The sequence below is a fragment of the Leclercia sp. UBA2479 genome (assembly GCF_002341985.1).
GTDB lineage: Bacteria > Pseudomonadota > Gammaproteobacteria > Enterobacterales > Enterobacteriaceae > Enterobacter > Enterobacter pneumoniae.
The window spans coordinates 169288-194636 of sequence record NZ_DDPB01000008.1 but is presented as its reverse complement, the minus strand read 5'-3'; the positions used below and the strand labels follow the sequence as shown (position 1 = coordinate 194636).

The following is a 25349-nucleotide window of genomic DNA, read 5'->3' as shown; positions in this document are numbered from 1 at the left end:
AAATCTTTCTAAAAAAAGTATAAATAATGTTTGACTAAAAGTATCTTGCGCGCAAGTATTAAAGCACAAACTAAATAGCGCACTACTTAGTTAGTGACAAACAACCTTAACGACACATACAGAGGCTTCACCATGAAAACATTATCCGCAATCCTGGTTTCTTCCGTCTTCGCATCCGCTGCGGCCTCCGCGCAGCCTGTTAATACTCCGGCCCCCACTGCTGGTGTGCAGGCGTTTCTGAACGTCCTGAATAGCGGTGACGGTAAGCCGATGGAGCAAATGACCCCGCAGGAAGCACGCCAGGTACTGATTGGCGCCCAGCAGGGGGCAAAACTGCCACCGGCGCAGGTTTCGCAGAAAACCATCCAGGCCAACGGGCAGGCGATCAAATTGACCATCGTTAAGCCTGAAGGTGCGACCGGCACGCTGCCGGTGTTTATGTTCTTCCATGGTGGCGGCTGGGTACTGGGTGATTACCCAACCCATGAACGTTTGATCCGCGATCTGGTGCGGGCATCCGGCGCGGCTGCGGTCTATGTGGATTACACCCCGTCACCAGAGGCGCACTTCCCGGTGGCCATCAATCAGGCCTATGAAGCGACAAAATGGGTAGCAGAGCACGGTCAGGAAATTGGTGTGGATGGCAGCCGTCTGGGTCTGGTCGGTAATAGCGTGGGTGGCAACATGGTGGCCTCCGTGGCGCTGCAGGCAAAACAGTTTAAAGGGCCGAAAATCCGCTATAACGTAATGCTGTGGCCGGTTACCGATGCAAACTTCGATACCGCCTCTTATAACCAGTTTGAGAACGGCTATTTCCTGTCAAAAAACATGATGAAATGGTTCTGGGATAACTACACCACGAACGCGGCTGACCGTAATTCGATTCTCGCCTCGCCGCTGCGTGCCAGCACTGAACAGCTGAAAGGCTTCCCGCAAACCCTGATTCAGACCGCGGAGCTGGATGTGCTGCGCGACGAGGGTGAAGCGTTTGGCCGTAAACTCGATGCCGCAGGCGTGCCGGTTACCGTTACCCGCTACAACGGTATGATCCATGACTATGGCCTGCTGAATCCGCTGAGCGAAGAGCCAACGGTGAAAGTTGCCTTGCAGCAGGCGGGCGCAGCGCTGCATGAACATCTGAAATAAGCCATAACACGCGTTTGAGAGCACGGCCCCGGCCGTGCTTTTTCTTTTTCATCCCCCGCTATCCATAAGCGACTCATATGACAGGGTTCATTTGCGCCAGGGCATACTGACCTGGAACCCGACGACGAGCAGATGGACGAACCATGTTAGCAACCCAGGTGGCTGATAATACGTATAAAGGCTGGCGCGCCTCGCTGGCTTTAGCGTTTCGTCATACGCCGGAAAAAACCCTCCTTTACTCTGCCCGTCACGTCGGTCCCCTTACCGTTCAGCGCCCCTTTTATCCGGAAGACAACACCTGCCATCTCTACCTGCTGCACCCGCCTGGCGGGATTGTCGGAGGCGATGAACTGGATATTTCTATTCGACTGGACGCCAACAGCCATGCGCTGATCACCATGCCGGGCGCCAGTAAGTTCTACCGCAGCAGCGGACCGCAGGCGCGGCTGGTTCAGCACTTCTGGCTGGACGAAAACGCCACGCTTGAGTGGCTACCCCAGGACACGATTTTCTTCCCCGGCGCCAACGCCGCGCTGCGCTCGGTATTCCATCTGCATTCCACCAGCACGCTGCTGGCGTGGGAGCTTTACTGCCTGGGCCGCCCGGTCATTGATGAAACCTTTAGCCACGGCACGCTCGAGAGTCGACTGGAAGTGTGGCGCGATGGCGAACCGCTGTTAATTGAACGCCAGCACCTGGCCGACGGCGACCTCTCGCCGGTGGCGGGCCATCCGTGGCTCGGCACGCTGCTTTTCTATCCGGCAAATGAGAGCCACCTGGAGGAAACGCGAAGCCTGCTGGCAGAGCTGAACCATTTTGCCGGCGCCACCCTCACGGATGGTCTGCTGTCGGTACGTTTTCTCTCGCACGATAACCTGATTTGCCAGCGGGTGATGCGCGATATCTGGCAGCATCTGCGCCCGCACTTAACCGCCAAAGCGCCCCATTCACCCCGGATCTGGCAGACCTGAGAGAGCCCCTATGGAACTGACCCCCAGAGAAAAAGACAAACTGTTGTTATTCACCGCCGCGCTTGTGGCAGAGCGCCGTCTCGCCCGCGGCGTCAAACTCAACTATCCGGAATCGGTCGCGCTGATTAGCGCCTTCATTATGGAAGGCGCGCGCGACGGGCAGACCGTGGCGGAGCTGATGGAGGCCGGACGTCATGTCCTCACCCGCTCGCAGGTGATGGAAGGGGTACCGGAGATGATCCCGGATATTCAGGTGGAGGCGACCTTCCCGGACGGCTCCAAGCTGGTCACCGTTCACAACCCCATCGTCTAAGGAGCGCGCAATGATCCCAGGCGAGTATCAGATCAAACCAGGGCAGATCGCCCTCAACGTGGCCCGCGAGACCCAACGCGTGGTGGTCGAAAACCATGGCGATCGCCCCATTCAGGTGGGATCGCACTACCACTTTTACGAGGTCAACCCGGCGTTAAAATTTGATCGTGAGGCCACGAGAGGCTACCGCCTGGATATCCCGGCTGGCACCGCCGTGCGCTTCGAACCCGGCCAGAAGCGCGAAGTGACGCTCGTCCAGGTGGCGGGTGCGCAGCGTATTTTTGGCTTTCGCGGCGAGGTGATGGGCGAGGTGAAGCATGGCTGAGATTTCGCGTCAGGCCTACGCCGACATGTTTGGCCCCACCACCGGCGACAAGGTACGGCTGGCGGACACCGGGCTGTGGATCGAGGTGGAAAAAGATCTCACCGTGTATGGCGAAGAGGTGAAATTTGGCGGCGGGAAAGTGATCCGCGACGGCATGGGCCAGGGGCAGATGACCGCGCAAGATTGTGTGGATCTGGTTCTGACCAACGCGCTGATCGTCGATCACTGGGGGATCGTGAAAGCCGATATCGGTGTCAAAGATGGCCGGATCTTCGCCGTGGGCAAAGCCGGTAACCCGGATATTCAACCCGGCGTGACCATCCCCATCGGCGCCGCGACGGAGGTGATCGCCGCCGAAGGGAAGATCGTGACCGCCGGCGGGATCGACACCCACATTCACTGGATCTGCCCGCAGCAGGCGGAAGAGGCGCTGGTCTCCGGCGTCACCACCATGATCGGCGGCGGCACCGGCCCGGCAGCGGGCACAAACGCCACCACCTGTACACCGGGCCCCTGGTATATCGCCCGCATGCTGCAGGCGGCCGATACATTGCCGGTTAATATTGGCCTGCTGGGCAAAGGTAACGGCTCTAATCCCGACGCGCTGCGCGAGCAGATTGCAGCGGGTGCCATCGGGCTGAAGATCCACGAAGACTGGGGGGCGACGCCGGCGGCCATCAACTGTTCGCTGGAGGTGGCCGAAGAGATGGATATACAGGTGGCCCTGCACAGCGACACGCTGAATGAATCCGGCTTCGTGGAAGATACCCTGGCGGCGATTGGCGGGCGTACCATTCACACCTTCCACACCGAAGGGGCGGGCGGCGGTCACGCGCCGGATATCATTACCGCCTGCGCGCATCCGAATATTCTCCCCTCCTCCACCAACCCGACGCTGCCCTATACGGTAAATACCATCGATGAGCATCTCGACATGCTGATGGTGTGCCACCACCTTGACCCGGACATCGCCGAGGACGTGGCTTTTGCCGAATCGCGCATCCGCCGGGAGACCATCGCCGCCGAAGATGTGCTGCATGATATCGGCGCCTTCTCGCTCACCTCGTCCGACTCGCAGGCGATGGGCCGCGTGGGCGAAGTGATTATCCGCACCTGGCAGGTCGCCCACCGGATGAAGGTACAGCGCGGTGCGCTGCCGGAAGAGAGCGGTGATAACGATAACTTCCGCGTGAAGCGCTACGTCGCCAAATACACCATTAATCCGGCGCTGACCCACGGTATCGCCCACGAAGTCGGCTCCATCGAAGCGGGCAAACTGGCGGATCTGGTGGTCTGGTCTCCGGCATTCTTTGGCGTAAAACCCGCGACCATTGTGAAAGGCGGGATGATCGCCTGCGCCCCGATGGGCGATATCAACGCCTCTATCCCTACGCCGCAACCCGTGCACTACCGCCCGATGTTCGGCGCGCTGGGGGCCGCCCGTCACGCCACCCGCCTGACCTTTATTTCGCAGGCGGCAGAGGCGCAGGGCATTGCCCGGCAGTTGAACCTGCAAAGCGCCACCGCCGTGGTGCGAGGCTGTCGCAGCGTGAAGAAGGCCGACATGATCCACAACGGCCTGCAACCCAACATTACCGTCGATGCGCAAACTTACGAGGTGCGCGTGGACGGCGAGCTGATAACCAGCGAACCGGCAGAGATCCTGCCGATGGCGCAACGCTATTTCCTGTTCTGAGGAGCCAAGATGATCACCTTAACCCAACGCCTTGATCACGCCCATCGCGTCACCACCAGCGTGACGCTGCCGATTGATATCCGCGTCAAAAGCCGCGCCCGCGTCACGTTGAACGATGGTCGCGAAGCGGGGCTCATGTTGCCGCGCGGCCTGCTGCTTCGCGGCGGCGACATGCTGGCAACGGAAGACGGCAGCGAAATTATTGAAGTGATTGCCGCCCCGGAGTCCGTTTCGGTGGTGCGTTGCGCCGATCCTTTCCTGCTTGCCCGCGCCTGCTATCACCTGGGCAACCGCCACGTGCCGCTGCAAATCATGCCCGGCGAGCTGCGCTATCACCACGATCATGTCCTCGACGACATGGTGCGGCTGCTCGGCCTTGAGGTGACGTTTGCCACGCTGCCGTTTGAACCGGAAGCCGGGGCGTATACCAGCGATGCTCACAGCCATAGCCACTCTCACGCTCATTCACATTAAGGATCTGTCATGCGTACATACCTTCCTCTGTTATTGCTGGCCTTTTCCCTTCCCGCCCTCGCCCATCCGGGGCACGGCGCGGATAGCTTTCAGGCGGGCTTTTTCCATCCGCTGACCGGTCTCGATCACCTACTGATGCTGACCGGCGCTGGCGTCCTCTCTGCCCTCAGCGGCCGTAAGCTGCTGATGCCGCTCGCCACCCTCGGCATGATGCTCACCGGTGCCATTGCGGGCAGCCTGTTCGGTGGCTTTAGCGGGATGGAGACGCTGATCGTCGCCTCGCTGGCGGTATGCGGCGTGATGATGTTTAAAACAGAGAACCGACTGCTGCTGGCGGTGCCTGCACTGGCTATGTTCCACGGCTGGGCGCACGGTGTAGAGATGGCGGGCCACAGCTTCTGGCTCTTTACCTCTGGCTTTATGCTCGCAAGCGCGGCGGTGCTGTGCCTGAGCTTCGGCGCAGGCCTGCTGCTGCGCCGTCATGACGGGATCCGTAAAACGCTGGGCGGCGGACTTATCGCCTCTGCGCTGCTGGCGCTGATGAGCTGATGGAGAACGCCCGCCAGCGGCTGCGGCTGATGCAGCTCTCCAGCAGTAGTCTGCCGGTGGGATCGTTTACCTGGTCCCAGGGGCTGGAGTGGGCGGCCGAAGCGGGCTGGGTGACGACCGTCGACGCATTCCGCCGTTGGCAGATACAGCAGATGGAGCAGAGCTTTTTCTGCACCGATTTACCGCTGTTTATCCGCCTCTGCCACGCCTGCGAGCGGCACGATATCGCTCAGGCAAAACGGTGGACGGCGTACCTGCTGGCCTGCCGCGAAACGCGTGAACTGCGCGAAGAGGAGCGCAATCGCGGCGCCGCCTTCACCCGGCTTATCAAGAGCTGGGAGCCGGACTGCCCGCCAGACTGGCAACCGCTGTTTATGCAAAGCCAGCTTTGCGGCATGGCATGGCTGGGCGTTCGCTGGGCGATCCCTCCTCGCGAGCTGGCCCTGAGCCTGGGTTACAGCTGGATTGAGAGCGCGGTGATGGCGGGCGTCAAGCTGGTGCCATTCGGGCAACAGGCGGCACAACAGCTGATTATCGAACTGAGCGATCGCTTCGCGGCGGGATTTGAACAGGCTTTACTGCGCCATGATGATGAACTGGGTGCCGCGACGCCCCTGTCGGCCATCGCCTCGGCGCGTCATGAAACACAATATTCACGGTTATTCCGTTCCTGAGGATTGTCTATGTCTGATTACAAACATCCCCTGCGCGTGGGCGTGGGTGGCCCGGTGGGGTCGGGTAAAACCGCACTGCTGGAAGCGCTGTGTAAAGCCATGCGCGACACGTATCACCTGGCGGTGGTCACTAACGATATCTACACCAAAGAAGATCAGCGCATCCTGACCGAAGCTGGTGCCCTGGAGCCTGAGCGCATCGTGGGCGTAGAGACCGGCGGCTGTCCGCATACCGCCATCCGTGAAGATGCCTCGATGAACCTGGCGGCGGTAGAAGCGTTGAGCGAGAAGTTTGGCAACCTGGACGTGATCTTCGTCGAAAGCGGCGGCGATAACCTGAGCGCCACCTTCAGCCCGGAACTGGCCGATCTGACCATTTACGTCATCGACGTGGCCGAAGGGGAAAAAATCCCCCGTAAAGGCGGGCCGGGGATCACCAAATCCGATTTTCTGGTTATCAATAAAACGGATCTGGCGCCCTATGTCGGGGCCTCACTGGAGGTGATGGAGCGCGATACCAACCGCATGCGCGGCGAGCGTCCGTGGACCTTCACCAACCTGAAAGCCGGCGACGGCCTGGCAACGATTATTGCGTTTCTGGAAGAGAAAGGGATGTTGCGGGTGTAGTAACGCGGGATGAGGATATTTCCCTCTCCCCGCGGGGAGAGGGAGAGGCGTTACGCCGCAGGCAGCTCTGCCAGCGGCCAGCGTGGACGCACAGAGACGGCTAAATCTGCCGTCGCGCCCGCTTTCAGACGCACCAGGCCGGCGTAAGCGATCATCGCCCCGTTATCGGTACAAAACTCGGGGCGAGCGTAGAACACTTCGCCACGACGTTTCTGCATCATCTCTGCCAGCTTCGCGCGCAGCGTGCGGTTGGCGCTCACGCCTCCCGCCATCACCAGACGTTTAAAACCGGTCTGATCCAGAGCGCGTTTACACTTGATCATCAGGGTATCCACCACCGCATCTTCAAACGCGCGGGCAATGTCCGCCCGGGTTTGATCGTCGTTGCCGTTGTTACGAATGGTGTTGGCAGCAAAGGTCTTCAGACCGGAGAAGCTGAAATCCAGGCCCGGACGGTCGGTCATCGGACGGGGGAAGACAAAGCGCCCTTCCGTTCCCTGCGAGGCGAGTTTAGAGAGCATCGGCCCCCCCGGATAGTCGAGCCCCAGCAGCTTGGCGGTTTTATCGAAGGCTTCACCGGCCGCATCGTCAATGGATTCGCCCAGCAGGGCATACTCACCAATGCCCGTCACGCTAATCAGCTGGGTATGCCCGCCGGAGACCAGCAGCGCCACGAAGGGGAATTCCGGCGGGTTATCTTCCAGCATCGGCGCCAGCAGATGACCTTCCATATGGTGAACAGGAATGGCAGGCACGTCCCAGGCGAACGCCAGCGCGCGCCCAACGGTGGCACCGACCAGCAGCGCACCCACCAGGCCAGGCCCTGCGGTGTAACCGACGGCGTCGATCTCTTTCGCCGTTAAGCCGGCCTCTTTCAGCGCCGCCTGGATCAGGGGCACCGTTTTGCGCACATGGTCGCGGGAGGCCAGTTCAGGTACCACACCGCCGTAGTCAGCATGTAATTTCACCTGACTATACAGTTGGTTGGCAAGCAGCCCTTTTTCGTCGTCGTAAATGGCGATGCCGGTTTCATCGCAGGATGTTTCAATACCGAGTACACGCATGACTTGTTTTACCTCGTTTCAATACCGCGCAGTGTAGGGCCAATGCGGGTTGATGTAAAACTTTCCTCACCCCTGGCGTTGAGTTCGTGTATACTCCCCACCCTTATAAAAGTCCCATTTCAAAATCGCATCGGTGCTTTACAAAGCAGCAGCAATTGCAGTAAAATTCCGCACCATTTTGAAATAAGCTGGCGTTGATGCCAGCGGCAAACCGAATTTATTAAAGGTGAGAGTTACATGCCGGTAATTAAAGTACGTGAAAACGAGCCGTTCGACGTAGCACTGCGTCGCTTCAAGCGTTCATGCGAGAAAGCAGGTGTTCTGGCTGAAGTTCGTCGTCGTGAGTTCTATGAAAAACCAACGACCGAACGTAAGCGCGCTAAAGCTTCTGCTGTGAAACGTCACGCGAAGAAACTGGCTCGCGAAAACGCACGCCGTACTCGTCTGTACTAATCTGTTGAGGGCAACGGCCCTCAATTGACAGACAGAGTAATAGTCGTAAGGCCGTGCTTCCGTAAGGAATGCGCGGCTTGTTTTCGTTTATGAGTAGCTAAAAATTCACGGGGCATATGGCTGGACGAATCCCACGCGTTTTCATCAATGACCTGCTGGCAAGAACCGACATCGTCGATCTCATCGACGCGCGGGTAAAGCTCAAAAAGCAGGGCAAGAACTACCATGCGTGCTGTCCGTTCCATAACGAAAAAACCCCCTCTTTCACCGTAAACGGTGAGAAACAGTTTTACCACTGCTTCGGTTGCGGCGCACACGGCAATGCCGTCGACTTTTTGATGAACTACGACAAGCTCGAGTTTGTTGAAACCGTCGAAGAGCTGGCCGCCATGCACAACCTTGAAGTGCCTTATGAAGCAGGCTCTGGCCCAAGCCAGATAGAGCGCCATCAACGGCAAAGTCTCTATCAACTGCTGGAAGGTCTGAATTCGTTTTACCAACAGTCTCTGAAGCAACCTGCCGCTGAGCCTGCGCGTCAGTATCTGAACAAGCGCGGTCTGAGCGACGATGTCATTGCGCGTTTCGCTATTGGTTTCGCCCCGCCCGGCTGGGATAACGTGTTAAAGCGTTTTGGCGGCAATAGCGAAGATCGTAAATCGCTTATCGATGCGGGCATGCTGGTCACGAATGACCAGGGACGCAGCTACGACCGCTTCCGCGAGCGGGTGATGTTCCCCATTCGCGACAAGCGTGGCCGGGTCATTGGTTTTGGTGGCCGCGTGCTGGGCGATGCCCTGCCAAAGTACCTGAACTCCCCGGAAACTGACATTTTCCATAAGGGCCGCCAGCTGTATGGCCTTTATGAAGCGCAGCAAGATAACGCTGAACCGCCGCGCCTGCTGGTGGTCGAAGGCTATATGGACGTGGTCGCCCTGGCGCAATACGACATCAACTATGCCGTCGCGTCGCTGGGCACCTCCACTACGGCTGACCATATTCAGCTGTTGTTCCGGGTGACCAATAACGTCATCTGCTGTTACGACGGCGATCGCGCGGGACGCGATGCCGCCTGGCGCGCACTGGAAACCGCGCTGCCGTATATGACCGACGGGCGGCAGCTACGCTTTATGTTCCTGCCCGACGGGGAAGACCCGGATACGCTGGTGCGTAAAGAGGGTAAAGCGGCATTTGAAGCGCGGATGGAGCAGGCACAGCCGCTCTCCACGTTTCTCTTTAACAGCCTGATGCCGCAGGTAGATTTGAGCACGCCGGATGGCCGTGCGCAGTTGAGTACGCTGGCCCTGCCGCTGATTACTCAGGTACCGGGCGAAACGTTGCGCATCTATCTGCGTCAGGAGCTGGGCAAAAAGCTGGGCATACTGGATGACAGCCAGCTTGAACGGTTAATGCCAAAACAGGCCGATAACGGCACGGCACGTCCCGCTCCGCAGCTAAAACGCACAACCATGCGTATACTGATAGGACTGCTGGTACAGAACCCTGAGCTGGCGCCCAAAGTGCCGTCGCTGGCGGGTCTGGACCACGATAAGTTGCCTGGACTTGGCTTATTTTCAGAATTGGTCAACACTTGTCTGTCACAGCCAGGTCTGACCACCGGGCAACTTTTAGAGCACTATCGCGGCACAAAAGCGGCCGCAACCCTTGAAAAATTGTCGATGTGGGACGATATAGCAGATAAGGATATCGCTGAAGAGACCTTCACCGATTCGCTCAACCATATGTTTGATTCGATGCTTGAACTGCGCCAGGAGGAGTTAATTGCTCGCGAGCGCACACACGGTTTAAGCAGCGAAGAGCGCCGGGAACTCTGGATGTTGAACCAGGAACTGGCGAAGAAATAAGAGAAAGACAAAAGTATTTAACGGCTTAAGTGCCGAATATCGATCGGGAAGCCCCCGACAGCCGCACTGAGAGGCAGCGGCAAAAATATAAGTACGCCCTCGCTTTAAATGTTGGCAGCCGTATTGCCGACACCAATCAAACGAATAAGTGTGGATACCGTCTTATGGAGCAAAACCCGCAGTCACAGCTGAAACTTCTTGTCCAACGCGGTAAGGAGCAAGGCTATCTGACCTATGCCGAGGTCAATGACCATCTGCCGGAAGATATCGTCGATTCAGATCAGATCGAAGACATCATCCAAATGATCAATGACATGGGTATTCAGGTGATGGAAGAAGCACCGGATGCCGATGATCTGTTGCTGGCTGAAAACTCCAACAACACTGATGAAGATGCTGAAGAAGCCGCTGCACAGGTACTGTCCAGCGTAGAATCTGAAATCGGACGCACGACCGACCCGGTTCGCATGTACATGCGTGAAATGGGTACCGTTGAACTGTTGACCCGCGAAGGCGAAATCGACATCGCAAAACGCATTGAAGACGGGATCAACCAGGTTCAGTGCTCCGTTGCCGAATACCCGGAAGCCATCACCTATCTGCTTGAGCAGTACGATCGCGTTGAAGCGGAAGAAGCACGTCTGTCCGATCTTATCACCGGCTTCGTCGATCCAAACGCTGAAGAAGATATGGCGCCGACCGCCACCCACGTTGGATCTGAACTGTCTCAGGAAGAGATGGATGACGACGAAGACGAAGACGAAGAAGACGACGACGACAGCAGCGATGACGACAACAGCATCGACCCTGAGCTGGCGCGCGAGAAGTTTGGTGAACTGCGTACCCAGTACGAACTGGCTCGCGACACGATCAAAGCCAAAGGCCGCAGCCATGCTGCCGCTCAGGAACAGATCCTGAAGCTGTCTGAAGTGTTCAAACAGTTCCGTCTGGTGCCTAAACAGTTCGACTACCTGGTTAACAGCATGCGCGTGATGATGGATCGCGTACGTACCCAGGAACGCATCATCATGAAGCTGTGCGTTGAGCAGTGCAAAATGCCGAAGAAGAACTTCATCACCCTCTTCACCGGTAACGAAACCAGCGAAACCTGGTTCAACGCCGCTATCGCGATGAACAAGCCGTGGTCTGAAAAACTGCACGACGTGAAAGAAGACGTGCATCGCGGCCTGATGAAACTGCAGCAGATTGAAGAAGAGACCGGCCTGACCATCGAACAGGTGAAAGATATCAACCGTCGTATGTCCATCGGTGAAGCGAAAGCCCGCCGTGCGAAGAAAGAGATGGTTGAAGCAAACTTGCGTCTGGTTATCTCTATCGCCAAGAAGTACACCAACCGTGGTCTGCAGTTCCTGGATCTGATTCAGGAAGGCAACATCGGTCTGATGAAAGCGGTAGATAAGTTTGAATACCGTCGTGGTTACAAGTTCTCCACTTACGCAACCTGGTGGATCCGTCAGGCAATTACCCGCTCTATCGCGGATCAGGCGCGCACCATCCGTATTCCGGTGCATATGATTGAGACCATTAACAAGCTCAACCGTATTTCTCGCCAGATGCTGCAGGAGATGGGTCGCGAGCCGACGCCAGAAGAGCTGGCCGAGCGTATGCTGATGCCGGAAGATAAGATCCGTAAAGTGCTGAAGATCGCCAAAGAGCCTATCTCCATGGAAACACCGATCGGTGATGATGAAGATTCGCATCTGGGTGATTTCATCGAGGATACCACCCTCGAGCTGCCGCTGGACTCTGCCACCACCGAGAGCCTGCGTGCCGCAACGCACGACGTACTGGCTGGCCTGACCGCCCGTGAAGCGAAAGTGCTGCGTATGCGCTTCGGTATCGATATGAACACCGACCATACGCTGGAAGAAGTGGGTAAACAGTTCGACGTAACCCGCGAACGTATCCGTCAGATCGAAGCGAAAGCGCTGCGTAAACTGCGCCATCCGAGCCGCTCTGAAGTGCTGCGTAGCTTCCTGGACGACTAATCCAGGCACACAGCAAAAAGCTCCCAAACGGGAGCTTTTTTTTTGTTTTTTCCCTCGCCCCTGGAGGGGCTCTGAACGCAGAGGGCTCACAGCCCCCTCACCACCAGCGCCTCATCCAGCTCCCGATATGCCTCGACCAGCTTATCCAGCGTCGCACGGTTTAGTCCACTCGGGTTTGGCAGCACCCAGACTTGCGTCACGCCAATCATCACGCTCTGCTTACCCCACTGCACCCCACGCTGGCTAAAAGCCTGCTCGTACGCCTGCTTGCCCAGAATCGCCAGCGCGGCGGGTTGATAGTCTTCCATTTTCTTAATCAGCTCCCGGCCCCCACTGCGCAGTTCATGCAAATTGACCTCGCTGGCCTGCACCGTGGGCCGCTCTACCAGCATGGTAATGCCGCAGCGTGTATCCAGCAGCCGTTGTTCCTCTTCCGGTTTGAGTTGCGTATCGGTAAAGCCTGCCTGGTGTATGACCTTCCAGAAGCGGTTTCCCGGATGGGCGAAGTGGAATCCGGTATGGGCCGACGACTTACCCGGATTGATACCGCAGAACACAACGCGCAGGCCTGGCGCAAGAATGTCGTTGATCATTATTACTCCCGATAGATGAATCACTATAGAAGTATAAAAGATTGAAAATACGTTGTTTATAAAAACAGCAGGCAGGCGCGTATGGCTGGATTGCAGCGGGGAGTTACATTATAATCCTTCGCCACGGCCCCTTAGCTCAGTGGTTAGAGCAGGCGACTCATAATCGCTTGGTCGCTGGTTCAAGTCCAGCAGGGGCCACCAAATTTTAGCTTTAAAATCATATGATTAAGCCACTCAATTGAGTGGCTTTTTTGTTTTCTAAATCATAAATGACTACAAAATGGCGACAGCTTTTCTGGTGGTGCCATTAACAACCCCTCCGGGGCAGATACTCTCTCTTCGATCTCAATTCAGCGGCAGTAGCCTGAGAGGCAGTAATGCCTGTTACCTCATATGCACCGGTCTCGTGTACATAGTCGATCCCCCCGCAAGCACAGGCCATGTAAAACGCATCAGCGCTTAAAGACGGTTCCGGTTTTGCTTCTGATGGCTTCATCCTATTGATTATCTTGTGTACAGCACACAATAACCACAATAAAATTGCGTATTACTTAACGCAAATGGAGATTGTGGATTATGGCTATTCCAGCTTACTTATGGATAAAAGATGATGGTGGCGCGGACATTAAGGGCTCTGTTGATGTTCAGCATCGCGAAGGTAGTATTGAGATTCACAGTTTCGCGCACGGACTACATCTACCCACGGACAACATGACGGGTAAAATTACAGGAACCCGCGTTCATAGCCCTCTTAGTTTCGAGAAAGAATTCGACTCTTCCAGCCCCTACTTATACAAAGCCGTGGCAAAGGGGCAAACCCTTCAGAGTGCCGAATTTAAGTGGTATCACATCAATGATGCAGGTCAGGAAGTTGAATACTTCAACATGTTGCTGGAAGGCGTGAAGGTCGTATCGGTCTGCCCTCTGATGCATAACTGCAAAAATGCCGGTACCGAAAAGCATAATCATCTTGAAGCCGTGTCGCTGCGCTATGAGAAAATTACATGGAAGCACTGCGACGGGAATATCATGTTCACTGACGCGTGGAATGAACGATGATCCATTGCACCTTTCGGCTAAACGGGAATGCGTTATCAAACCTCAGTTGTCCGGGGATAGGTTTCTTCCCCGCCTATTCAGGATATGAAGGGGGACACAGGAACAATCCGGACTCAGTAAATATACCTAACGAGGGTCCTTTGCCTCCTGGAAAATATTACATTGTCAGCCGCCCCACAGGAGGACTCAGAACAATGGTACAGGACTGGGCCGCAACGAAGTATTCCGGTTCAGACCGTTCCGTCTGGTTCGCGCTGTATCGCGATGACGGAAACATTGATGACTGGACTTTTATTGATCGCGTCGAGCGAGGACATTTCAGGTTACATCCTGCGGGGTACATGGGAATTAGCGAAGGTTGTATCACTCTACCCAGCCCCTCACATTTCGCAGTTTTAAGAGAAGCTTTATTAAGAACGCCTACGATGCAGGTCACGGCGACTTTGACAGCTTACGGAACGGTGCAGGTTTATTGATGAGAGCGATCCACATTGCCCTTTTGTGGGCTGCATCATTCGTGGTGTATGCAGTTATTTTGATCCTGATGTATGCATTCATCCCTCAGGGCAAACTATTCGCATTTTATAGTGATTTAACAGGCCCCGTCTCCGGTATCGAATGGGACAACCTAATCAGCAATTTCTTCATATTGGGCAGCGCTGCAATCACTTTTCTGCTTGTATGGGCTGTCGCATGTATTGCTTTGAAAAATCGGAATGAGTGACTCCAGCTAACCCGGTTAGTTTGACCGGGTTCTTTTCCTCAACAATGTGAGAAAATTCAGTGATTAATAAAACGAAGGTTGGCGAAAACAGATAGCGCCATAGCAGACAGCTGCGCGATCTCACTATCGTGAGATAAATATAAAGCAGACAGGGAATAGTGGTCATATTGATGCCTGTGCTGAGTTTGACAAGCCACAACCTAAGTTGCTAAGCACAGCGGCAAGAACCGGAACTCAATGGCAACTGCCCAACCTTTCTGCTGCGCTGCCAAAAGCAAAAAAAGCGCCGCGGCTCCCTTCTGCGAGCCCTCTTCCGTAATGAATGTAACGGATTCATCATTCAGGCGAAAAAACCGTAAAAACTAAAGAAATCCGCCATCGCGCCGATCATCATCCGTGTGTATTATTTCCTGTAGCTCTTACCACAACTACCCTTAACTCAAATACTTAAGCGCCAAAGCGAAAGGCATCATGAGCACTCCGATAAAACGGCTAGAAATCATCAAAAATGCCATTGAACTGGAAGACGACGACATCATCCTGAGCCAGCTCGCCAGGCTGAAAAGTGAAGCGTTTGACGATGAGCTACAGGCAATCGTCGTGGCGCTTGAGCAGAAAAATTATACCGCCGCGATGGCCGCCATCACCGCCTGGCTGCAGAGCCAGCGCGCCGTCACCCCGTGGCGCGATCCCCAGCTGGCGGCCAGTAAGCTGGAGTTGAAAGCGCTGGAAGAGCGCCTGCGCGATCTGATTGACCGTCGTAACGCCCGCGTCCAGCAGCTGGATGAGTTTAACGACAGCTATTTCTCTCGCCTCGGCCCCCTGATGACCCAGATCCTCGCCCTGCGTAAAACTCTGGCGGAGCTGAATCTGCGCCGTCAGCAGGCGGAGGCGCGCCGGCGTGAAGAAGATTATCGCCGCTGTCAGCACTATATGGCTCAGGCGGTGGAAGTGCTGGCCACCCTGACCCAGCGCTGGCGCGACCTGCCGGCAGACTCGCTGCAGGCCGCCGAGGCGCGTAAACAGCTGCAGCAGCAGAGTAACCTGATTGCCAATCTGCTGGCCGAAGCGCAGGAGCTGGAGATCGGTTTAACCCGCGAAGAGGAGCCTGCCCGGCAGGCTCGGGATGAGGCCAACGACGAGTATGAAAAATACCGCGAACAGCATCACGAAGCCGAAGTGCGACTGCGTAAAGGTAAGGATTTATCAGAAGAGGATAAGAACGAGTTAAAACGGCTCTGGCGTCAGGCCAGTAAGCTCTGCCATCCGGATCTGGTGGCGGACGATCTGAAAGAAGAGGCGAATGCCATGATGGTGCAGCTCAATCAGGCTAAACAGCGGGGTGACGTGAAGGCCATCCGTTCGCTGGTGGCGCGCCTGCAGCAGGGCTTTGAGCCACTGATGGCCAGCGACAGACTGAACGATCTGGAACGTATCCGCAAAAAGATGAACCAGGTGCGCGAGCAAATCGACACGCTGGTGAACGAGCTGGCGGAGCTGGAAAAAGAGGAGTCCTGGCTGCTGGTCTCTTCCCTGAGCAATATGGAGGCCTACTTCGCCCAGCAGGAGAAAGCGCTGAACGACGTCCGCGCCTCGCTCGAACATCAGGTGAACGAAGCGCAGTTGGATTCAGCAGCCTGATTATTTTGCGTGCCAGTATGCGCTGGCACGCACCAGCTGTTGATCAATGGCATCCGTTTCAAACTGGCGGCTCAGGTTTTTCACCATCTTCCCTTCCCCGGTCAGCCAGATAAAGTAATCCGCCGCGGGCACGCTTAAGGTCGCCAGCGTGTCGGCAACCGCCTGTTCGTTATGCCCCACAACCCAGTGAATGTTAAACGCACTCAGGTGCGCCAGATACTCTTTATACACTTCGTCACCCACCGTCACTACCGCGTGGATCTCCGGGCGTACCGGCAGCGCCGCAATGGCTTCAAGACGACGACGCAGTGCCGGCATGCCCGATTCATCGCACACGTACAGCTGCCAGGCATAATCTTCCGGCACAACCAACGAACCGCGCGGGCCGCCGATGGTCAGCTTATCGCCCACTTTGGCCTGCGCCGCCCAGTCGCTGGCGAGACCGCGTTCGTGAATGAAGAAATCGAGCGCCAGTTCATGGCGCGCCGCATCGTACAGGGGGGTGTAATCGCGCGCCTGCGGGCGCACGCCCTCGCCCCAGTCGATCCCCTCTTCCGTGACGACCGGCGGCACAAAGGTCGTCCCCGGCTCAGGGAAAAAGACTTTGGTATGGTCGTCAAAACCGCGAGAGCTAAAGCCTTCCAGCGCCTCGCCGCCTAAAACAATGCGCTGAAATCCGCCGCTGATGCGCTCCACGCGCAGCACGTCCAGTTCGCGAAAACGCAGCGCATTGCGCACGCGTTGTGGGTATCGGGTCGATGTCATTTTTCTGCCTTCGTGATGATTTACGATATATCTAAATTGATTTTAAATGATAATGATTGCTAATAACCAGGATTGCAAGTTTTTTTTGATAGCCTTTTACTTCTCCCTGACACGAATTCACAGCCATAAAATAAATCATTTTAATCATTGAGTTAGAAACAAAACGGCGTGAAAATTTGCAAACCAGAACACTTTAGATATAAATTAGATATATCAAAATAAGGAGCCAACTCTATGCGACACGCACATCCTGAACGCGACCACGATCATCACCCCCACAGCGGCGGCGGGCGTCGACAGCGATTCTTCGGACACGGCGAGTTACGGCTGGTCATCCTCGACATTTTGACCCGCAATGCCAGCCACGGTTATGAGTTGATTAAAGCGATCGAGAGCCTGACCCAGGGCAATTACACCCCGAGCCCGGGCGTGATCTATCCGACGCTGGATTTCTTGCAGGATCAGCAGTTTATTACCATTACGGAAGAAGAGAACGGCCGCAAAAAGCTGGCCATCACCGTGGCCGGGCAGCTGTGGCTGGATGAAAATCTGGAACAGCTGGAGCAGATTCAGACGCGTATCAAAGCGCGCTGTGTGGGTGCCCAGTTACGTAAAAACCCGCAGATGAAGCGGGCTCTGGATAATTTTAAAGCGGTGCTGGATTTACGTGTTAACCAGGCCCCGCTCAGCGACGCGCAGCTTAAGCAGATTATCGGCGTGATCGACCGCGCGGCGCTGGAGATCTCCCAGCTGGATTAAGCCACGGCTTCATCACGCAGGCGGAAGATTTTCACCATCTCTTTCAGGTGTCGGGCCTGATCGTTTAGTGCCGATGCCGCCGCAACGGACTCCTCTACCAGCGCAGAGTTCTGCTGGGTAGTGGAGTCAATCAGGCCGATGGCGCTGTTGATCTGGGAAATGCCTTCCGTCTGTTCGCGGCTCGCCTGGCCAATCTCGCGCAGAATGGCATCCATCTCTTCCACGTTCCCCACCATGCCGTTGATCAGAGCGCTGGCTTTCTCAACCAGTTCCATGCCTTCCTGCGTCTGGCTGGTGGAACTCTCAATGAGCTGGCGGATCTCACGGGATGACGAGGCGCTTTTCTGCGCCAGCTGGCGTACTTCCCCAGCCACCACCGCGAATCCGCGCCCGTGCTCACCCGCGCGTGCCGCTTCTACGGCGGCATTCAGCGCCAGAATATTGGTCTGGAAGGCGATGGCATCGATCAGGTTGATAATGTCAGACATGCGGTTAGAGGTGTCGTTAATCAGACGCATTTTCTGCGTCACCTGCTTCATCATTTCACCGTTATTTTTCACCACCAATGCCGCATCGGCAGAGAGGTGAGTGGCATCGCCCGTGTGGGCTGCGGTGTTCTTCACCGTCACGGTGATCTGCTCCATCGACGCCGCCGTCTGCTCGACGGAACTGGCCTGCTCTTCAGTCCGGGCTGCCAGATCCTGGTTGCCTGCCACAATCTGCGCCGCCGCGCTGGAGATGCTCTCGGAGCCGGACTGCACCTCCTGCACAATCTCCTGCAGACGGGTTTTCATGGTCATCAGCGCGTTCAGCAGAACGCCGGTCTCGTCACGGGAGCGGCTGACCACCGTTCGGGTGAGATCGCCCTCGGCGATAGATTCCGCCAGCGAGACGGCCTGGCCCAGCGGATGGGTGATTGAGCGGGCGATAAACCAGCCGATCACCGACGCCGCCAGCACACTTCCCAGCGCCAGCAGGACCAGGATCATACGGTTCGATTTGAAGTCGCGTTCAACGTCGGCACCGCCCTTCTGCATCTCGCGGTTCTGCACCGCAATCAGCTCCTGCACTTTCGCTTTATAAGCTTGCTGCAGCGTCAGGGTCGTGGTCATCATCTCGGCCACCGCCCCCGGACGGTCATTATTTTGTATGGCTTTCAGGATACGGAAGCGGGACTCAAGATATTGCTGGCGTATCTGGCTGAAGTCGGAGAGGATTTTTTGCGATTCTTCGTCGTTGAGCCTGTTGGTCAGGTCAGTAGAAATGCGCGTGATATTTTCACTTATCGCCTTCAGATGCTGCTCCGACGTGGCGGTGTAGGTGCCCTGGTCATCCAGCAACATGAGCTGCTGGGTACTGACAAATTCCTGGAACTGTTCGATTAACTGATTGGCTTTTACCGTGGTGGGATAATCCTCAGAAATGATGGTCTGCATACCGCTATTAGCCCGACTCAGGCTCAGTAAGGAGAGACCGGAGCTCACTATCATGAGTAAAATAATGAACCCAAACGCCAGAAATAATTTCGTGCCGATCCTTACGTTATTTAAAGACATATTAACTCCGTCGATGTGATTATTTCTTTGACGAGGGGGTTATCGGTCGGTTTTTAGCTAACTTTATGACTTTGATCGCTTTTTTCTTACAAACCACTATCAAAGAATAGGTATCGCCTATTAAATGCGGGTAATCGATCGTTTTAGCGCCTGTATTTAAGTGAATTGACTTCTGCGCAAGAATAAGCGCGCATTATTTCTGGTTATTATTTCAGCGGGAACTTTAATTATTTAATATAAAATTAACATTCCCTGCGGCTTTACCGCGGAATAAAAAAAGCCGCTTACTTAAAATAAATAAGCGGCCTTTTCTTCTGCGGGACGTTTAGTGTAAAACGGTGACCGCATCCTCCAGGCGTTTCGCCCGGTGCTTCACCATGGCGGAGACATGCGCGCTCTCTTCCACCAGCGCGGCGTTTTTCTGGGTGATGCCATCCAGTTCTGCCACGGCACGGGTCAGCTCGGATAAACCGGTGGCCTGTTCCGAGGTCGAGTGGCTAATCTGGGCAATCAGGCGGGTGACGTTCTGGACCTGCTCAACGATATCATCCATGGTCTGGCCGGCGGCATGCACCTGCTCCGAACCGGACTGCACCTTACTGGAACTGGCATCAATCAGCTTACGGATATCATTGGCCGCGCTGGCGCTGCGGCTCGCCAGATGGCGCACTTCGCCAGCCACCACCGCAAAACCTTTCCCCTGCTCACCCGCACGGGCCGCCTCAACCGCAGCGTTCAGCGCCAGGATGTTGGTCTGGAAAGCAATGTCATTAATCAGTTTAGTGATTGAGCCGATGCGCTGGGTACTGTCGGCGATCTCATCCATCGTCCTGACTACCGTCTGCATCGCGCTGCCCCCTTCGGTGGCCGCGCCGCTGGCCGCCATAGAGAGCTTATCGGCGGCGGCGGCCGTCTCTGAGTTGCTCTGCACCGATGCCGCCATCTGGTTCATGGTGGTCACCGTCTGCTGCACGTTGGCCACGGTCTGACGGGTGCGATCGTTCAGGTCTTCGTTGCCCTTCGCCAGTTGGTCACTTCCGTCGCGTACGCTCACCACCTGGCTTGACACGTCATTGATCAGCCAGCGGCACATCAACCCTAACTGCCCCACCGCTCGCAGGGTCAGCCCCAGTTCGTCGCTGCGGTTGAGGTGCTCTACGCTATTGCGTGCCCCGGTCGCCACGTTCAGCGCCTGGCGCGCAACGTTCTCGATCGGGCGTACAATCTGCTGCTCAAACAGCAGGGTGCCTGTCAGCATGATGAGGGCACTGGCCGCCAGCGGCGCCCAGCCTGCAGAGGTGGCTAGCATCACCGCGGCAAGCACCACAAACAAACCGGCCATCACGCTACGCACCCGCCAGCGCAGCGGCAGAGTGGGCAGCTTGCCAGACCAGCCTTTACGCAACACTAGCCCTTTATGCAGACGTTTGTTACTGCGTCCTTCGTTCAGCGCTTTGTAGAGCGGCTCTACCGCGGCAATCTCTTCCGGCGTGGCCTTCGCGCGAATCGACATATATCCCGTCACCTGCCCGTTACGCACCATCGGCACGGCGTTGGCGCGCACCCAGTAATGGTCGCCATTTTTGCGGCGGTTTTTCACAATGCCGCTCCACGGCTCGCCCTGCTTCAGCGTATACCACATATCGGCAAACGCGGCTTTTGGCATATCCGGATGGCGTACCACATTGTGCGGCTGGCCCAGCAACTCATTCAGTTGGTAGCCGCTGACCTTCACGAAAGTATCGTTAGTGTGGGTCATGTAGCTGTTGAGGTCAGTGGTGGACATCAGAGTGGTGTCATCGTCCAGAGGATACGCATTCTGGGTGACATACGATTGAGAAGACATGTGAGCATCCCTTGCAGGTTATTTGAATGTTAATTTCGGGGGTTAATCTCTTTTCGGCGGTAGGGAATTTATCTTTAGTTGTTAAATTCGATCGAGATCGCAAATCATCCCTAAACCGCACGTTTAGTACGCTTTTCTAATCTATTGATTCAAAATACTTTCATGATGAAATTACTCACAAAGCCTTACCCGTTAAGGCCTACTTAAGTAGCGTGCGCCGCACCACGTCAGTGCAATTGACGAAAATGAGTGCAACGCAATGGCCCGCGACCCCACGCCAAAACCGCCTCCGCTGCGTCTCACATGATTAAATATTGTGCAACATTACTTTAACCTGGCGTTTATCCCGATTTTCGTCGGGTCATCGGAAGTGGCGCAATCCCTGCAATAATTAACTCAGTATCATGTGATACGCGATCCCCGGGAGCACATCTTGAACAGGTTACCCTCCAGCGCCTCGGCTCTTGCCTGTACCGCGCACGCACTGAATCTCATTGAAAAGCAAACGCTTGATCATGAGGAGATGAAACAACTTAACCGCGAGGTGATTGATTACTTCAAAGAGCATGTGAATCCGGGGTTTTTAGAGTATCGAAAATCTGTGACCGCTGGCGGGGATTACGGAGCCGTAGAGTGGCAGGCGGGGAGTTTGAATACGCTTGTCGACACCCAGGGACAGGAGTTTATTGATTGCCTGGGTGGTTTTGGGATTTTCAACGTGGGGCACCGTAATCCAGTTGTCGTTTCCGCCGTACAGAATCAACTCGCTAAACAACCTCTTCACAGTCAGGAACTCCTCGACCCCCTGCGGGCGATGCTGGCAAAAACGCTGGCGGCCCTGACCCCCGGCAAACTGAAATACAGCTTCTTTAGCAACAGCGGCACGGAGTCGGTCGAAGCAGCGCTTAAGCTCGCCAAAGCGTACCAGTCGCCGCGCGGAAAATTCACCTTTATCGCCACCAGCGGTGCCTTCCACGGCAAATCGCTGGGCGCCCTCTCCGCGACGGCAAAATCGACCTTCCGTAAACCATTTATGCCGCTGCTGCCGGGCTTCCGCCATGTGCCGTTCGGCGATATTGCTGCGCTGCGCCTGCAGCTCAGCGAGTGCCGTAAAACCGGCGATGACGTGGCGGCGGTGATTCTGGAACCTATTCAGGGTGAAGGGGGCGTGATCCTGCCTCCGCAAGGCTATCTGCCTGCCGTGCGTCAGCTGTGCGATGAGTTTGGCGCGCTGCTGATCTTCGACGAAGTGCAGACCGGTATGGGGCGTACAGGCAAGATGTTTGCCTGCGAGCATGAGAACGTGCAACCAGACATTCTCTGCCTGGCGAAGGCGCTGGGCGGCGGTGTAATGCCGATTGGCGCCACGGTGGCGACCGAAGAGGTATTCTCGGTGCTGTTTGAAAACCCGTTCCTGCACACCACCACCTTCGGCGGTAATCCGCTGGCCTGTGCAGCTGCGCTGGCGACAATCAACGTATTACTGGAGGAAAACCTGCCTGCGCAGGCCGAGCAGAAAGGCGACATGCTGCTCGATGGTTTCCGCCAGCTAGGGCGTGAATACCCGGACCTGGTGCAGGACGCACGCGGCAAAGGGATGCTGATGGCTATCGAGTTTGTTGATAACGTAATCGGCTACAACTTCGCGAGCGAGATGTTCCGCCAGCGGGTGCTGGTAGCCGGCACGCTGAACAACGCCAAAACCATCCGCATTGAACCGCCGCTCACGCTCACCATTGAGCAGTGTGAGCAGGTGTTGAAAGCAGCGCGTAAAGCGCTGGCGGCGCTAAGAGTGAGCGTCGAAGAGGCGTAAAAAAGCGCCGGGCGGCCCTGCGCCTGCCCGGCCGTTTTTCCCGCTACGTCAAAGCCTTTTTAACGGTAAACCGCCGCACATTTCCCCTTTACTGACCCCGCTCTGTTTTTGCCAACGCCTGGCTTACCGGGACGATATTCGCTTCCGGCCTGGTCAATACCCTGTCTTTATCCTTGTTGGGTCACAACCATGGTATAAAACCGTCAACAGAGGTTACGCCGTCAGTAGCCTCGCATCTTGCCGTGATGGCCCCTGCTTTATTTTTTTAACGCGATGACGACGGCTCAGGTTCACCGCTGGCGCTTTAAGAGGAGAGACGATGTTTCACGGATTAAGTGCATTTCCGTTTACCCCCCTGAAAGAGGGAAAGATCGACGAGCAGGCTTTCACAACCCTTCTGCGCCCACTGGTGGATGCGGGCGTAGATTCGCTGGGTATTCTTGGTTCCACGGGCAGCTACGCGTACCTTACCGTTGCAGAACGGGCTCAGGTAGCACGCTGTGCGGTTGAGCATGCGGGCGGCATCCCCGTGATGGTGAGCATCGGCGCACTTCGGCTGGACGATATTCTACGTCTGGCCGACGATGCGCAAGCGGCCGGGGCGGCTGGCGTGCTAATGGCCCCGGTCTCGTACCAGCGGCTGACGGCAGAGGAGGTCTATTCGCTGTACGAGCGGGTAACCCGCCAGCTCTCCGTTCCGCTGTGCGTTTACGATAACCCGGCCACCACCGGCTTTACATTTAGCGATGAGCTGATGTTTGCCGTGGCGGCGCTACCGAACATCGGCTCCGTGAAATTTGGCCGCGTGCCGGAGGATATCGCGCAGGTACGCTCGCGCCTTCCGGACAACGTTACCATGGGCATCAGCGGTGACTGGCAGGCAGCACCAGCCCTGCAGGCCGGGTTCGACGTCTGGTACTCGGTTATCGCAGGCGTGTTCCCACAGACCGCGCTGGCGATTGCGCGTTCAAAAGAGACGGCGCAATCTGAACGGCTTGAGCCGCTGTGGGCGCTGTTCCGCCGTTATGGCAGCCTGCGCGTCATGGCAGCCGCAGCCGAGATGATGGGAAAAGTCACGGTGCCCGCACTGCCGTTTCCCCTGCAGGCGATCCAGGGCGAGCCGCGTGAAGCGCTGGCGAGACTGATTGTCAGCCTTGAGCTGGCCTGAACCACCCGCTGGCGCTCCGCGTACCCGGCAAGCGGGATTTACACTCCACAGGCCCGGTCCGCGTTGCGCCACCGGGCAAGGCCGTTATTCCGGCAACAACCCGACAAAACAGCGTTTTTTACGCGGCTCCGACATCAGTTCCTCGAGCTTATCCACGCAGGCCAGATAGTGCGGCGTCTGCTTATGCGCTAATACTGCCTCTTCGTCTTTATAGGCTTCATAGATAAAGAACCGGGTTTTCACCCGCGGATCCTGCAGTACATCAAAGCGCAGATTGCCCGGCTCCTGAATCGCCCCTTCATGATTGGCACGAAACACCTCCAGAAACTCATCTACCCGTTCGGGTTTGATATTGATCTCTACCAGCGTCACATTCATTTTGCTTCTCCCTGTTTCTCTTCCTGCCAGAACTGGAACGCGTCCCGCGCGCGCATGTTCTCGTGGACCACTTTTTTCACCGCCTTCAGCATGGCGAGCGGCGCGCTGGACTGGAAGATATTGCGCCCCATGTCCACGCCGGATGCTCCCTGGTCGATGGCGCGCCAGCACATCTCCAGCGCCTCGTTTTCCGGTAGCTTCTTGCCCCCGGCGATGACAATCGGCACCGGGCAGCTGGCGGTCACTTTCTCAAAGCCCTCGTCGACATAATAGGTCTTAACGAACTGCGCCCCCATCTCGGCGGCGATGCGGCTGGCAAGCGAGAAATAGCGGGCGTCGCGCGTCATCTCTTTGCCCACCCCCGTTACCGCCAGCGTCGGCATGCCATAGCGCGCGCCCGCGTCCACCAGCTTGATGATGTTGTTGATGGACTGGTGCTCAAATTCACTGCCGATATAGACCTGCGCCGCTACCGCGCAGACGTTCAGGCGCAGCGCGTCCTCCATCGCGACCGCCACGCACTCGTTGGAAAGCTCGCCCAGAATCGAATTTCCCCCGGAGGCGCGCAGCACCACCGGTTTGTTGGTAGCCGCGGGCACCTGGCTTCGCAAAATGCCGCGGGTGCACATCAGCACGTCGGTCTCGCCAAACAGGGGGGCAATGGAGAGATCGATACGTTCAAGGCCGGTGGTTGGCCCCTGGAAGTAGCCGTGGTCAAAAGCCAGCATTACCGTGCGGTTGCTTTGCGGGTTGAAGATGCGTGAAAGCCGGGACTGCATGCCCCAGTCCAGCGAACCGCAGCCCTTCAGGGTGTAAGGTACGTTGACCTGCGGCGTACCGATACCAAAATCCTTGCCGTCTTTGATGTCGTCTAAATCAGCCAT

25 protein-coding genes and 1 tRNA gene are annotated in these 25349 nt (G+C 56.4%); 19 read left to right on the top strand and 7 right to left on the bottom strand.

The features are described 5' to 3' along the window. Positions 1-132: 132 nt before the first annotated feature. The 9 genes from B3B59_RS09225 to ureG all read left to right on the top strand — a co-directional run bounded on the left by B3B59_RS09225 (position 133) and on the right by ureG (position 6775). Complete coding sequence (locus B3B59_RS09225; protein WP_046885837.1) at positions 133-1146, top strand: alpha/beta hydrolase; 1014 nt, start codon at positions 133-135, stop codon at positions 1144-1146. Positions 1147-1289: 143 nt separating this feature from the next. Beyond that, positions 1290-2117, top strand: coding sequence for an urease accessory protein UreD (locus B3B59_RS09220; protein WP_286808778.1), 828 nt, complete (start codon positions 1290-1292; stop codon positions 2115-2117). A gap of 10 nt (positions 2118-2127) precedes the next feature. Beyond that, positions 2128-2430, top strand: coding sequence for an urease subunit gamma (locus B3B59_RS09215; protein ID WP_040073970.1), 303 nt, complete (start codon positions 2128-2130; stop codon positions 2428-2430). A 10-nt stretch (positions 2431-2440) separates the two neighbouring features. Further along, positions 2441-2755, top strand: a complete 315-nt coding sequence (locus B3B59_RS09210; RefSeq protein WP_046885835.1) for an urease subunit beta — start codon at positions 2441-2443, stop codon at positions 2753-2755. Beyond that, complete coding sequence (gene ureC / locus B3B59_RS09205; protein ID WP_040073968.1) at positions 2748-4451, top strand: urease subunit alpha; 1704 nt, start codon at positions 2748-2750, stop codon at positions 4449-4451. The genes B3B59_RS09210 and ureC overlap by 8 nt, the downstream gene beginning before the upstream one ends. 9 nt (positions 4452-4460) lie before the next feature. Then, positions 4461-4925: an urease accessory protein UreE gene (gene ureE / locus B3B59_RS09200; protein WP_233800550.1), complete on the top strand. Its 465-nt coding sequence runs from the start codon at positions 4461-4463 to the stop codon at positions 4923-4925. A gap of 9 nt (positions 4926-4934) precedes the next feature. Continuing rightward, on the top strand, positions 4935-5474 hold the full coding sequence (locus tag B3B59_RS09195) for a HupE/UreJ family protein (protein WP_263616629.1): 540 nt from the start codon (positions 4935-4937) through the stop codon (positions 5472-5474). Continuing rightward, positions 5474-6148: an urease accessory protein UreF gene (locus B3B59_RS09190; protein ID WP_046885832.1), complete on the top strand. Its 675-nt coding sequence runs from the start codon at positions 5474-5476 to the stop codon at positions 6146-6148. The genes B3B59_RS09195 and B3B59_RS09190 overlap by 1 nt, the downstream gene beginning before the upstream one ends. A 9-nt stretch (positions 6149-6157) precedes the next feature. Continuing rightward, positions 6158-6775, top strand: coding sequence for an urease accessory protein UreG (gene ureG / locus B3B59_RS09185; RefSeq protein WP_046885831.1), 618 nt, complete (start codon positions 6158-6160; stop codon positions 6773-6775). A 50-nt stretch (positions 6776-6825) separates the two neighbouring features. On the opposite strand, the gene tsaD is transcribed toward ureG, so the two are convergent. Next, complete coding sequence (gene tsaD, locus B3B59_RS09180; protein WP_040073963.1) at positions 6826-7839, bottom strand: tRNA (adenosine(37)-N6)-threonylcarbamoyltransferase complex transferase subunit TsaD; 1014 nt, start codon at positions 7837-7839, stop codon at positions 6826-6828. A gap of 237 nt (positions 7840-8076) precedes the next feature. Here tsaD and rpsU point away from each other — a divergent pair, with 237 nt between their 5' ends. From rpsU to rpoD, 3 genes are all read left to right on the top strand, one after another. After that, positions 8077-8292: a 30S ribosomal protein S21 gene (gene rpsU, locus B3B59_RS09175; RefSeq protein ID WP_001144069.1), complete on the top strand. Its 216-nt coding sequence runs from the start codon at positions 8077-8079 to the stop codon at positions 8290-8292. Between the two features lie 116 nt (positions 8293-8408). Then, positions 8409-10154, top strand: coding sequence for a DNA primase (gene dnaG, locus B3B59_RS09170; protein ID WP_263616630.1), 1746 nt, complete (start codon positions 8409-8411; stop codon positions 10152-10154). 122 nt (positions 10155-10276) lie between these two features. Further along, a complete protein-coding gene (gene rpoD / locus B3B59_RS09165; RefSeq protein ID WP_281069593.1) occupies positions 10277-12163 on the top strand; it encodes an RNA polymerase sigma factor RpoD in 1887 nt (628 codons plus the stop codon). Positions 12164-12249: 86 nt separating this feature from the next. Here the strand turns inward: rpoD and mug are convergent, their stop codons facing one another. Then, positions 12250-12756, bottom strand: coding sequence for a G/U mismatch-specific DNA glycosylase (gene mug, locus B3B59_RS09160; protein WP_040073960.1), 507 nt, complete (start codon positions 12754-12756; stop codon positions 12250-12252). A 125-nt stretch (positions 12757-12881) separates the two neighbouring features. On the opposite strand from mug, the gene B3B59_RS09155 reads away from it, so the two are divergent. The 4 genes from B3B59_RS09155 (at position 12882) to B3B59_RS09140 (ending at position 16180) form a co-directional block, all read left to right on the top strand. Next, positions 12882-12957, top strand: a tRNA-Ile gene (locus B3B59_RS09155). A gap of 375 nt (positions 12958-13332) precedes the next feature. Continuing rightward, the gene (locus B3B59_RS09150; RefSeq protein ID WP_040073959.1) at positions 13333-13815 is read left to right on the top strand and encodes an Hcp family type VI secretion system effector; all 483 of its coding nucleotides are present in this window, start codon (positions 13333-13335) and stop codon (positions 13813-13815) included. Further along, positions 13812-14291: a DUF2778 domain-containing protein gene (locus B3B59_RS09145; RefSeq protein ID WP_233800546.1), complete on the top strand. Its 480-nt coding sequence runs from the start codon at positions 13812-13814 to the stop codon at positions 14289-14291. The genes B3B59_RS09150 and B3B59_RS09145 overlap by 4 nt, the downstream gene beginning before the upstream one ends. Positions 14292-15010: 719 nt before the next feature. Further along, positions 15011-16180 (top strand): DNA repair protein, encoded by a 1170-nt coding sequence (locus B3B59_RS09140; protein WP_046885826.1) that lies wholly within the window; start codon positions 15011-15013, stop codon positions 16178-16180. On the opposite strand, the gene B3B59_RS09135 is transcribed toward B3B59_RS09140, so the two are convergent. Continuing rightward, a complete protein-coding gene (locus B3B59_RS09135; RefSeq protein ID WP_286808774.1) occupies positions 16181-16945 on the bottom strand; it encodes a siderophore-interacting protein in 765 nt (254 codons plus the stop codon). 234 nt (positions 16946-17179) lie between these two features. Here B3B59_RS09135 and B3B59_RS09130 point away from each other — a divergent pair, with 234 nt between their 5' ends. After that, the gene (locus B3B59_RS09130) at positions 17180-17704 is read left to right on the top strand and encodes a PadR family transcriptional regulator (RefSeq protein WP_286808772.1); all 525 of its coding nucleotides are present in this window, start codon (positions 17180-17182) and stop codon (positions 17702-17704) included. Here B3B59_RS09130 and B3B59_RS09125 read toward each other — a convergent pair. Further along, the gene (locus B3B59_RS09125; protein ID WP_212476703.1) at positions 17701-19260 is read right to left on the bottom strand and encodes a methyl-accepting chemotaxis protein; all 1560 of its coding nucleotides are present in this window, start codon (positions 19258-19260) and stop codon (positions 17701-17703) included. The two genes, B3B59_RS09130 and B3B59_RS09125, sit on opposite strands and share 4 nt — an antisense overlap. 325 nt (positions 19261-19585) lie before the next feature. Continuing rightward, entirely contained in the window at positions 19586-21106 is a 1521-nt protein-coding gene (locus B3B59_RS09120) for a methyl-accepting chemotaxis protein (protein WP_046885824.1), read from the bottom strand. 433 nt (positions 21107-21539) lie between these two features. Here B3B59_RS09120 and ygjG point away from each other — a divergent pair, with 433 nt between their 5' ends. Next, complete coding sequence (gene ygjG, locus B3B59_RS09115; protein ID WP_286808770.1) at positions 21540-22919, top strand: putrescine aminotransferase; 1380 nt, start codon at positions 21540-21542, stop codon at positions 22917-22919. A 319-nt stretch (positions 22920-23238) separates the two neighbouring features. Further along, complete coding sequence (locus B3B59_RS09110; RefSeq protein ID WP_286808768.1) at positions 23239-24087, top strand: dihydrodipicolinate synthase family protein; 849 nt, start codon at positions 23239-23241, stop codon at positions 24085-24087. A gap of 84 nt (positions 24088-24171) precedes the next feature. On the opposite strand, the gene lsrG is transcribed toward B3B59_RS09110, so the two are convergent. Beyond that, positions 24172-24465, bottom strand: a complete 294-nt coding sequence (lsrG, locus tag B3B59_RS09105; RefSeq protein WP_022649458.1) for a (4S)-4-hydroxy-5-phosphonooxypentane-2,3-dione isomerase — start codon at positions 24463-24465, stop codon at positions 24172-24174. Further along, positions 24462-25349 carry a 3-hydroxy-5-phosphonooxypentane-2,4-dione thiolase gene (gene lsrF, locus B3B59_RS09100; RefSeq protein ID WP_040073948.1) on the bottom strand — a complete coding sequence of 296 codons (888 nt, stop codon included), beginning with the start codon at positions 25347-25349 and terminating at the stop codon, positions 24462-24464. The genes lsrG and lsrF overlap by 4 nt, the downstream gene beginning before the upstream one ends.

Bases quoted from the DNA above. Each gene is read 5' to 3' on its own strand.
- B3B59_RS09225 (WP_046885837.1), top strand. From the start codon at position 133: ATGAAAACATTATCCGCAATCCTGGTTTCTTCCGTCTTCGCATCCGCT.
- B3B59_RS09220 (WP_286808778.1), top strand. From the start codon at position 1,290: ATGTTAGCAACCCAGGTGGCTGATAATACGTATAAAGGCTGGCGCGCC.
- B3B59_RS09215 (WP_040073970.1), top strand. From the start codon at position 2,128: ATGGAACTGACCCCCAGAGAAAAAGACAAACTGTTGTTATTCACCGCC.
- B3B59_RS09210 (WP_046885835.1), top strand. From the start codon at position 2,441: ATGATCCCAGGCGAGTATCAGATCAAACCAGGGCAGATCGCCCTCAAC.
- ureC (WP_040073968.1), top strand. From the start codon at position 2,748: ATGGCTGAGATTTCGCGTCAGGCCTACGCCGACATGTTTGGCCCCACC.
- ureE (WP_233800550.1), top strand. From the start codon at position 4,461: ATGATCACCTTAACCCAACGCCTTGATCACGCCCATCGCGTCACCACC.
- B3B59_RS09195 (WP_263616629.1), top strand. From the start codon at position 4,935: ATGCGTACATACCTTCCTCTGTTATTGCTGGCCTTTTCCCTTCCCGCC.
- B3B59_RS09190 (WP_046885832.1), top strand. From the start codon at position 5,474: ATGGAGAACGCCCGCCAGCGGCTGCGGCTGATGCAGCTCTCCAGCAGT.
- ureG (WP_046885831.1), top strand. From the start codon at position 6,158: ATGTCTGATTACAAACATCCCCTGCGCGTGGGCGTGGGTGGCCCGGTG.
- tsaD (WP_040073963.1), bottom strand. From the start codon at position 7,839: ATGCGTGTACTCGGTATTGAAACATCCTGCGATGAAACCGGCATCGCC.
- rpsU (WP_001144069.1), top strand. From the start codon at position 8,077: ATGCCGGTAATTAAAGTACGTGAAAACGAGCCGTTCGACGTAGCACTG.
- dnaG (WP_263616630.1), top strand. From the start codon at position 8,409: ATGGCTGGACGAATCCCACGCGTTTTCATCAATGACCTGCTGGCAAGA.
- mug (WP_040073960.1), bottom strand. From the start codon at position 12,756: ATGATCAACGACATTCTTGCGCCAGGCCTGCGCGTTGTGTTCTGCGGT.
- B3B59_RS09150 (WP_040073959.1), top strand. From the start codon at position 13,333: ATGGCTATTCCAGCTTACTTATGGATAAAAGATGATGGTGGCGCGGAC.
- B3B59_RS09145 (WP_233800546.1), top strand. From the start codon at position 13,812: ATGATCCATTGCACCTTTCGGCTAAACGGGAATGCGTTATCAAACCTC.
- B3B59_RS09140 (WP_046885826.1), top strand. From the start codon at position 15,011: ATGAGCACTCCGATAAAACGGCTAGAAATCATCAAAAATGCCATTGAA.
- B3B59_RS09135 (WP_286808774.1), bottom strand. From the start codon at position 16,945: ATGACATCGACCCGATACCCACAACGCGTGCGCAATGCGCTGCGTTTT.
- B3B59_RS09130 (WP_286808772.1), top strand. From the start codon at position 17,180: ATGCGACACGCACATCCTGAACGCGACCACGATCATCACCCCCACAGC.
- B3B59_RS09125 (WP_212476703.1), bottom strand. From the start codon at position 19,260: ATGTCTTTAAATAACGTAAGGATCGGCACGAAATTATTTCTGGCGTTT.
- B3B59_RS09120 (WP_046885824.1), bottom strand. From the start codon at position 21,106: ATGTCTTCTCAATCGTATGTCACCCAGAATGCGTATCCTCTGGACGAT.
- B3B59_RS09110 (WP_286808768.1), top strand. From the start codon at position 23,239: ATGTTTCACGGATTAAGTGCATTTCCGTTTACCCCCCTGAAAGAGGGA.
- lsrG (WP_022649458.1), bottom strand. From the start codon at position 24,465: ATGAATGTGACGCTGGTAGAGATCAATATCAAACCCGAACGGGTAGAT.
- lsrF (WP_040073948.1), bottom strand. From the start codon at position 25,349: ATGGCTGATTTAGACGACATCAAAGACGGCAAGGATTTTGGTATCGGT.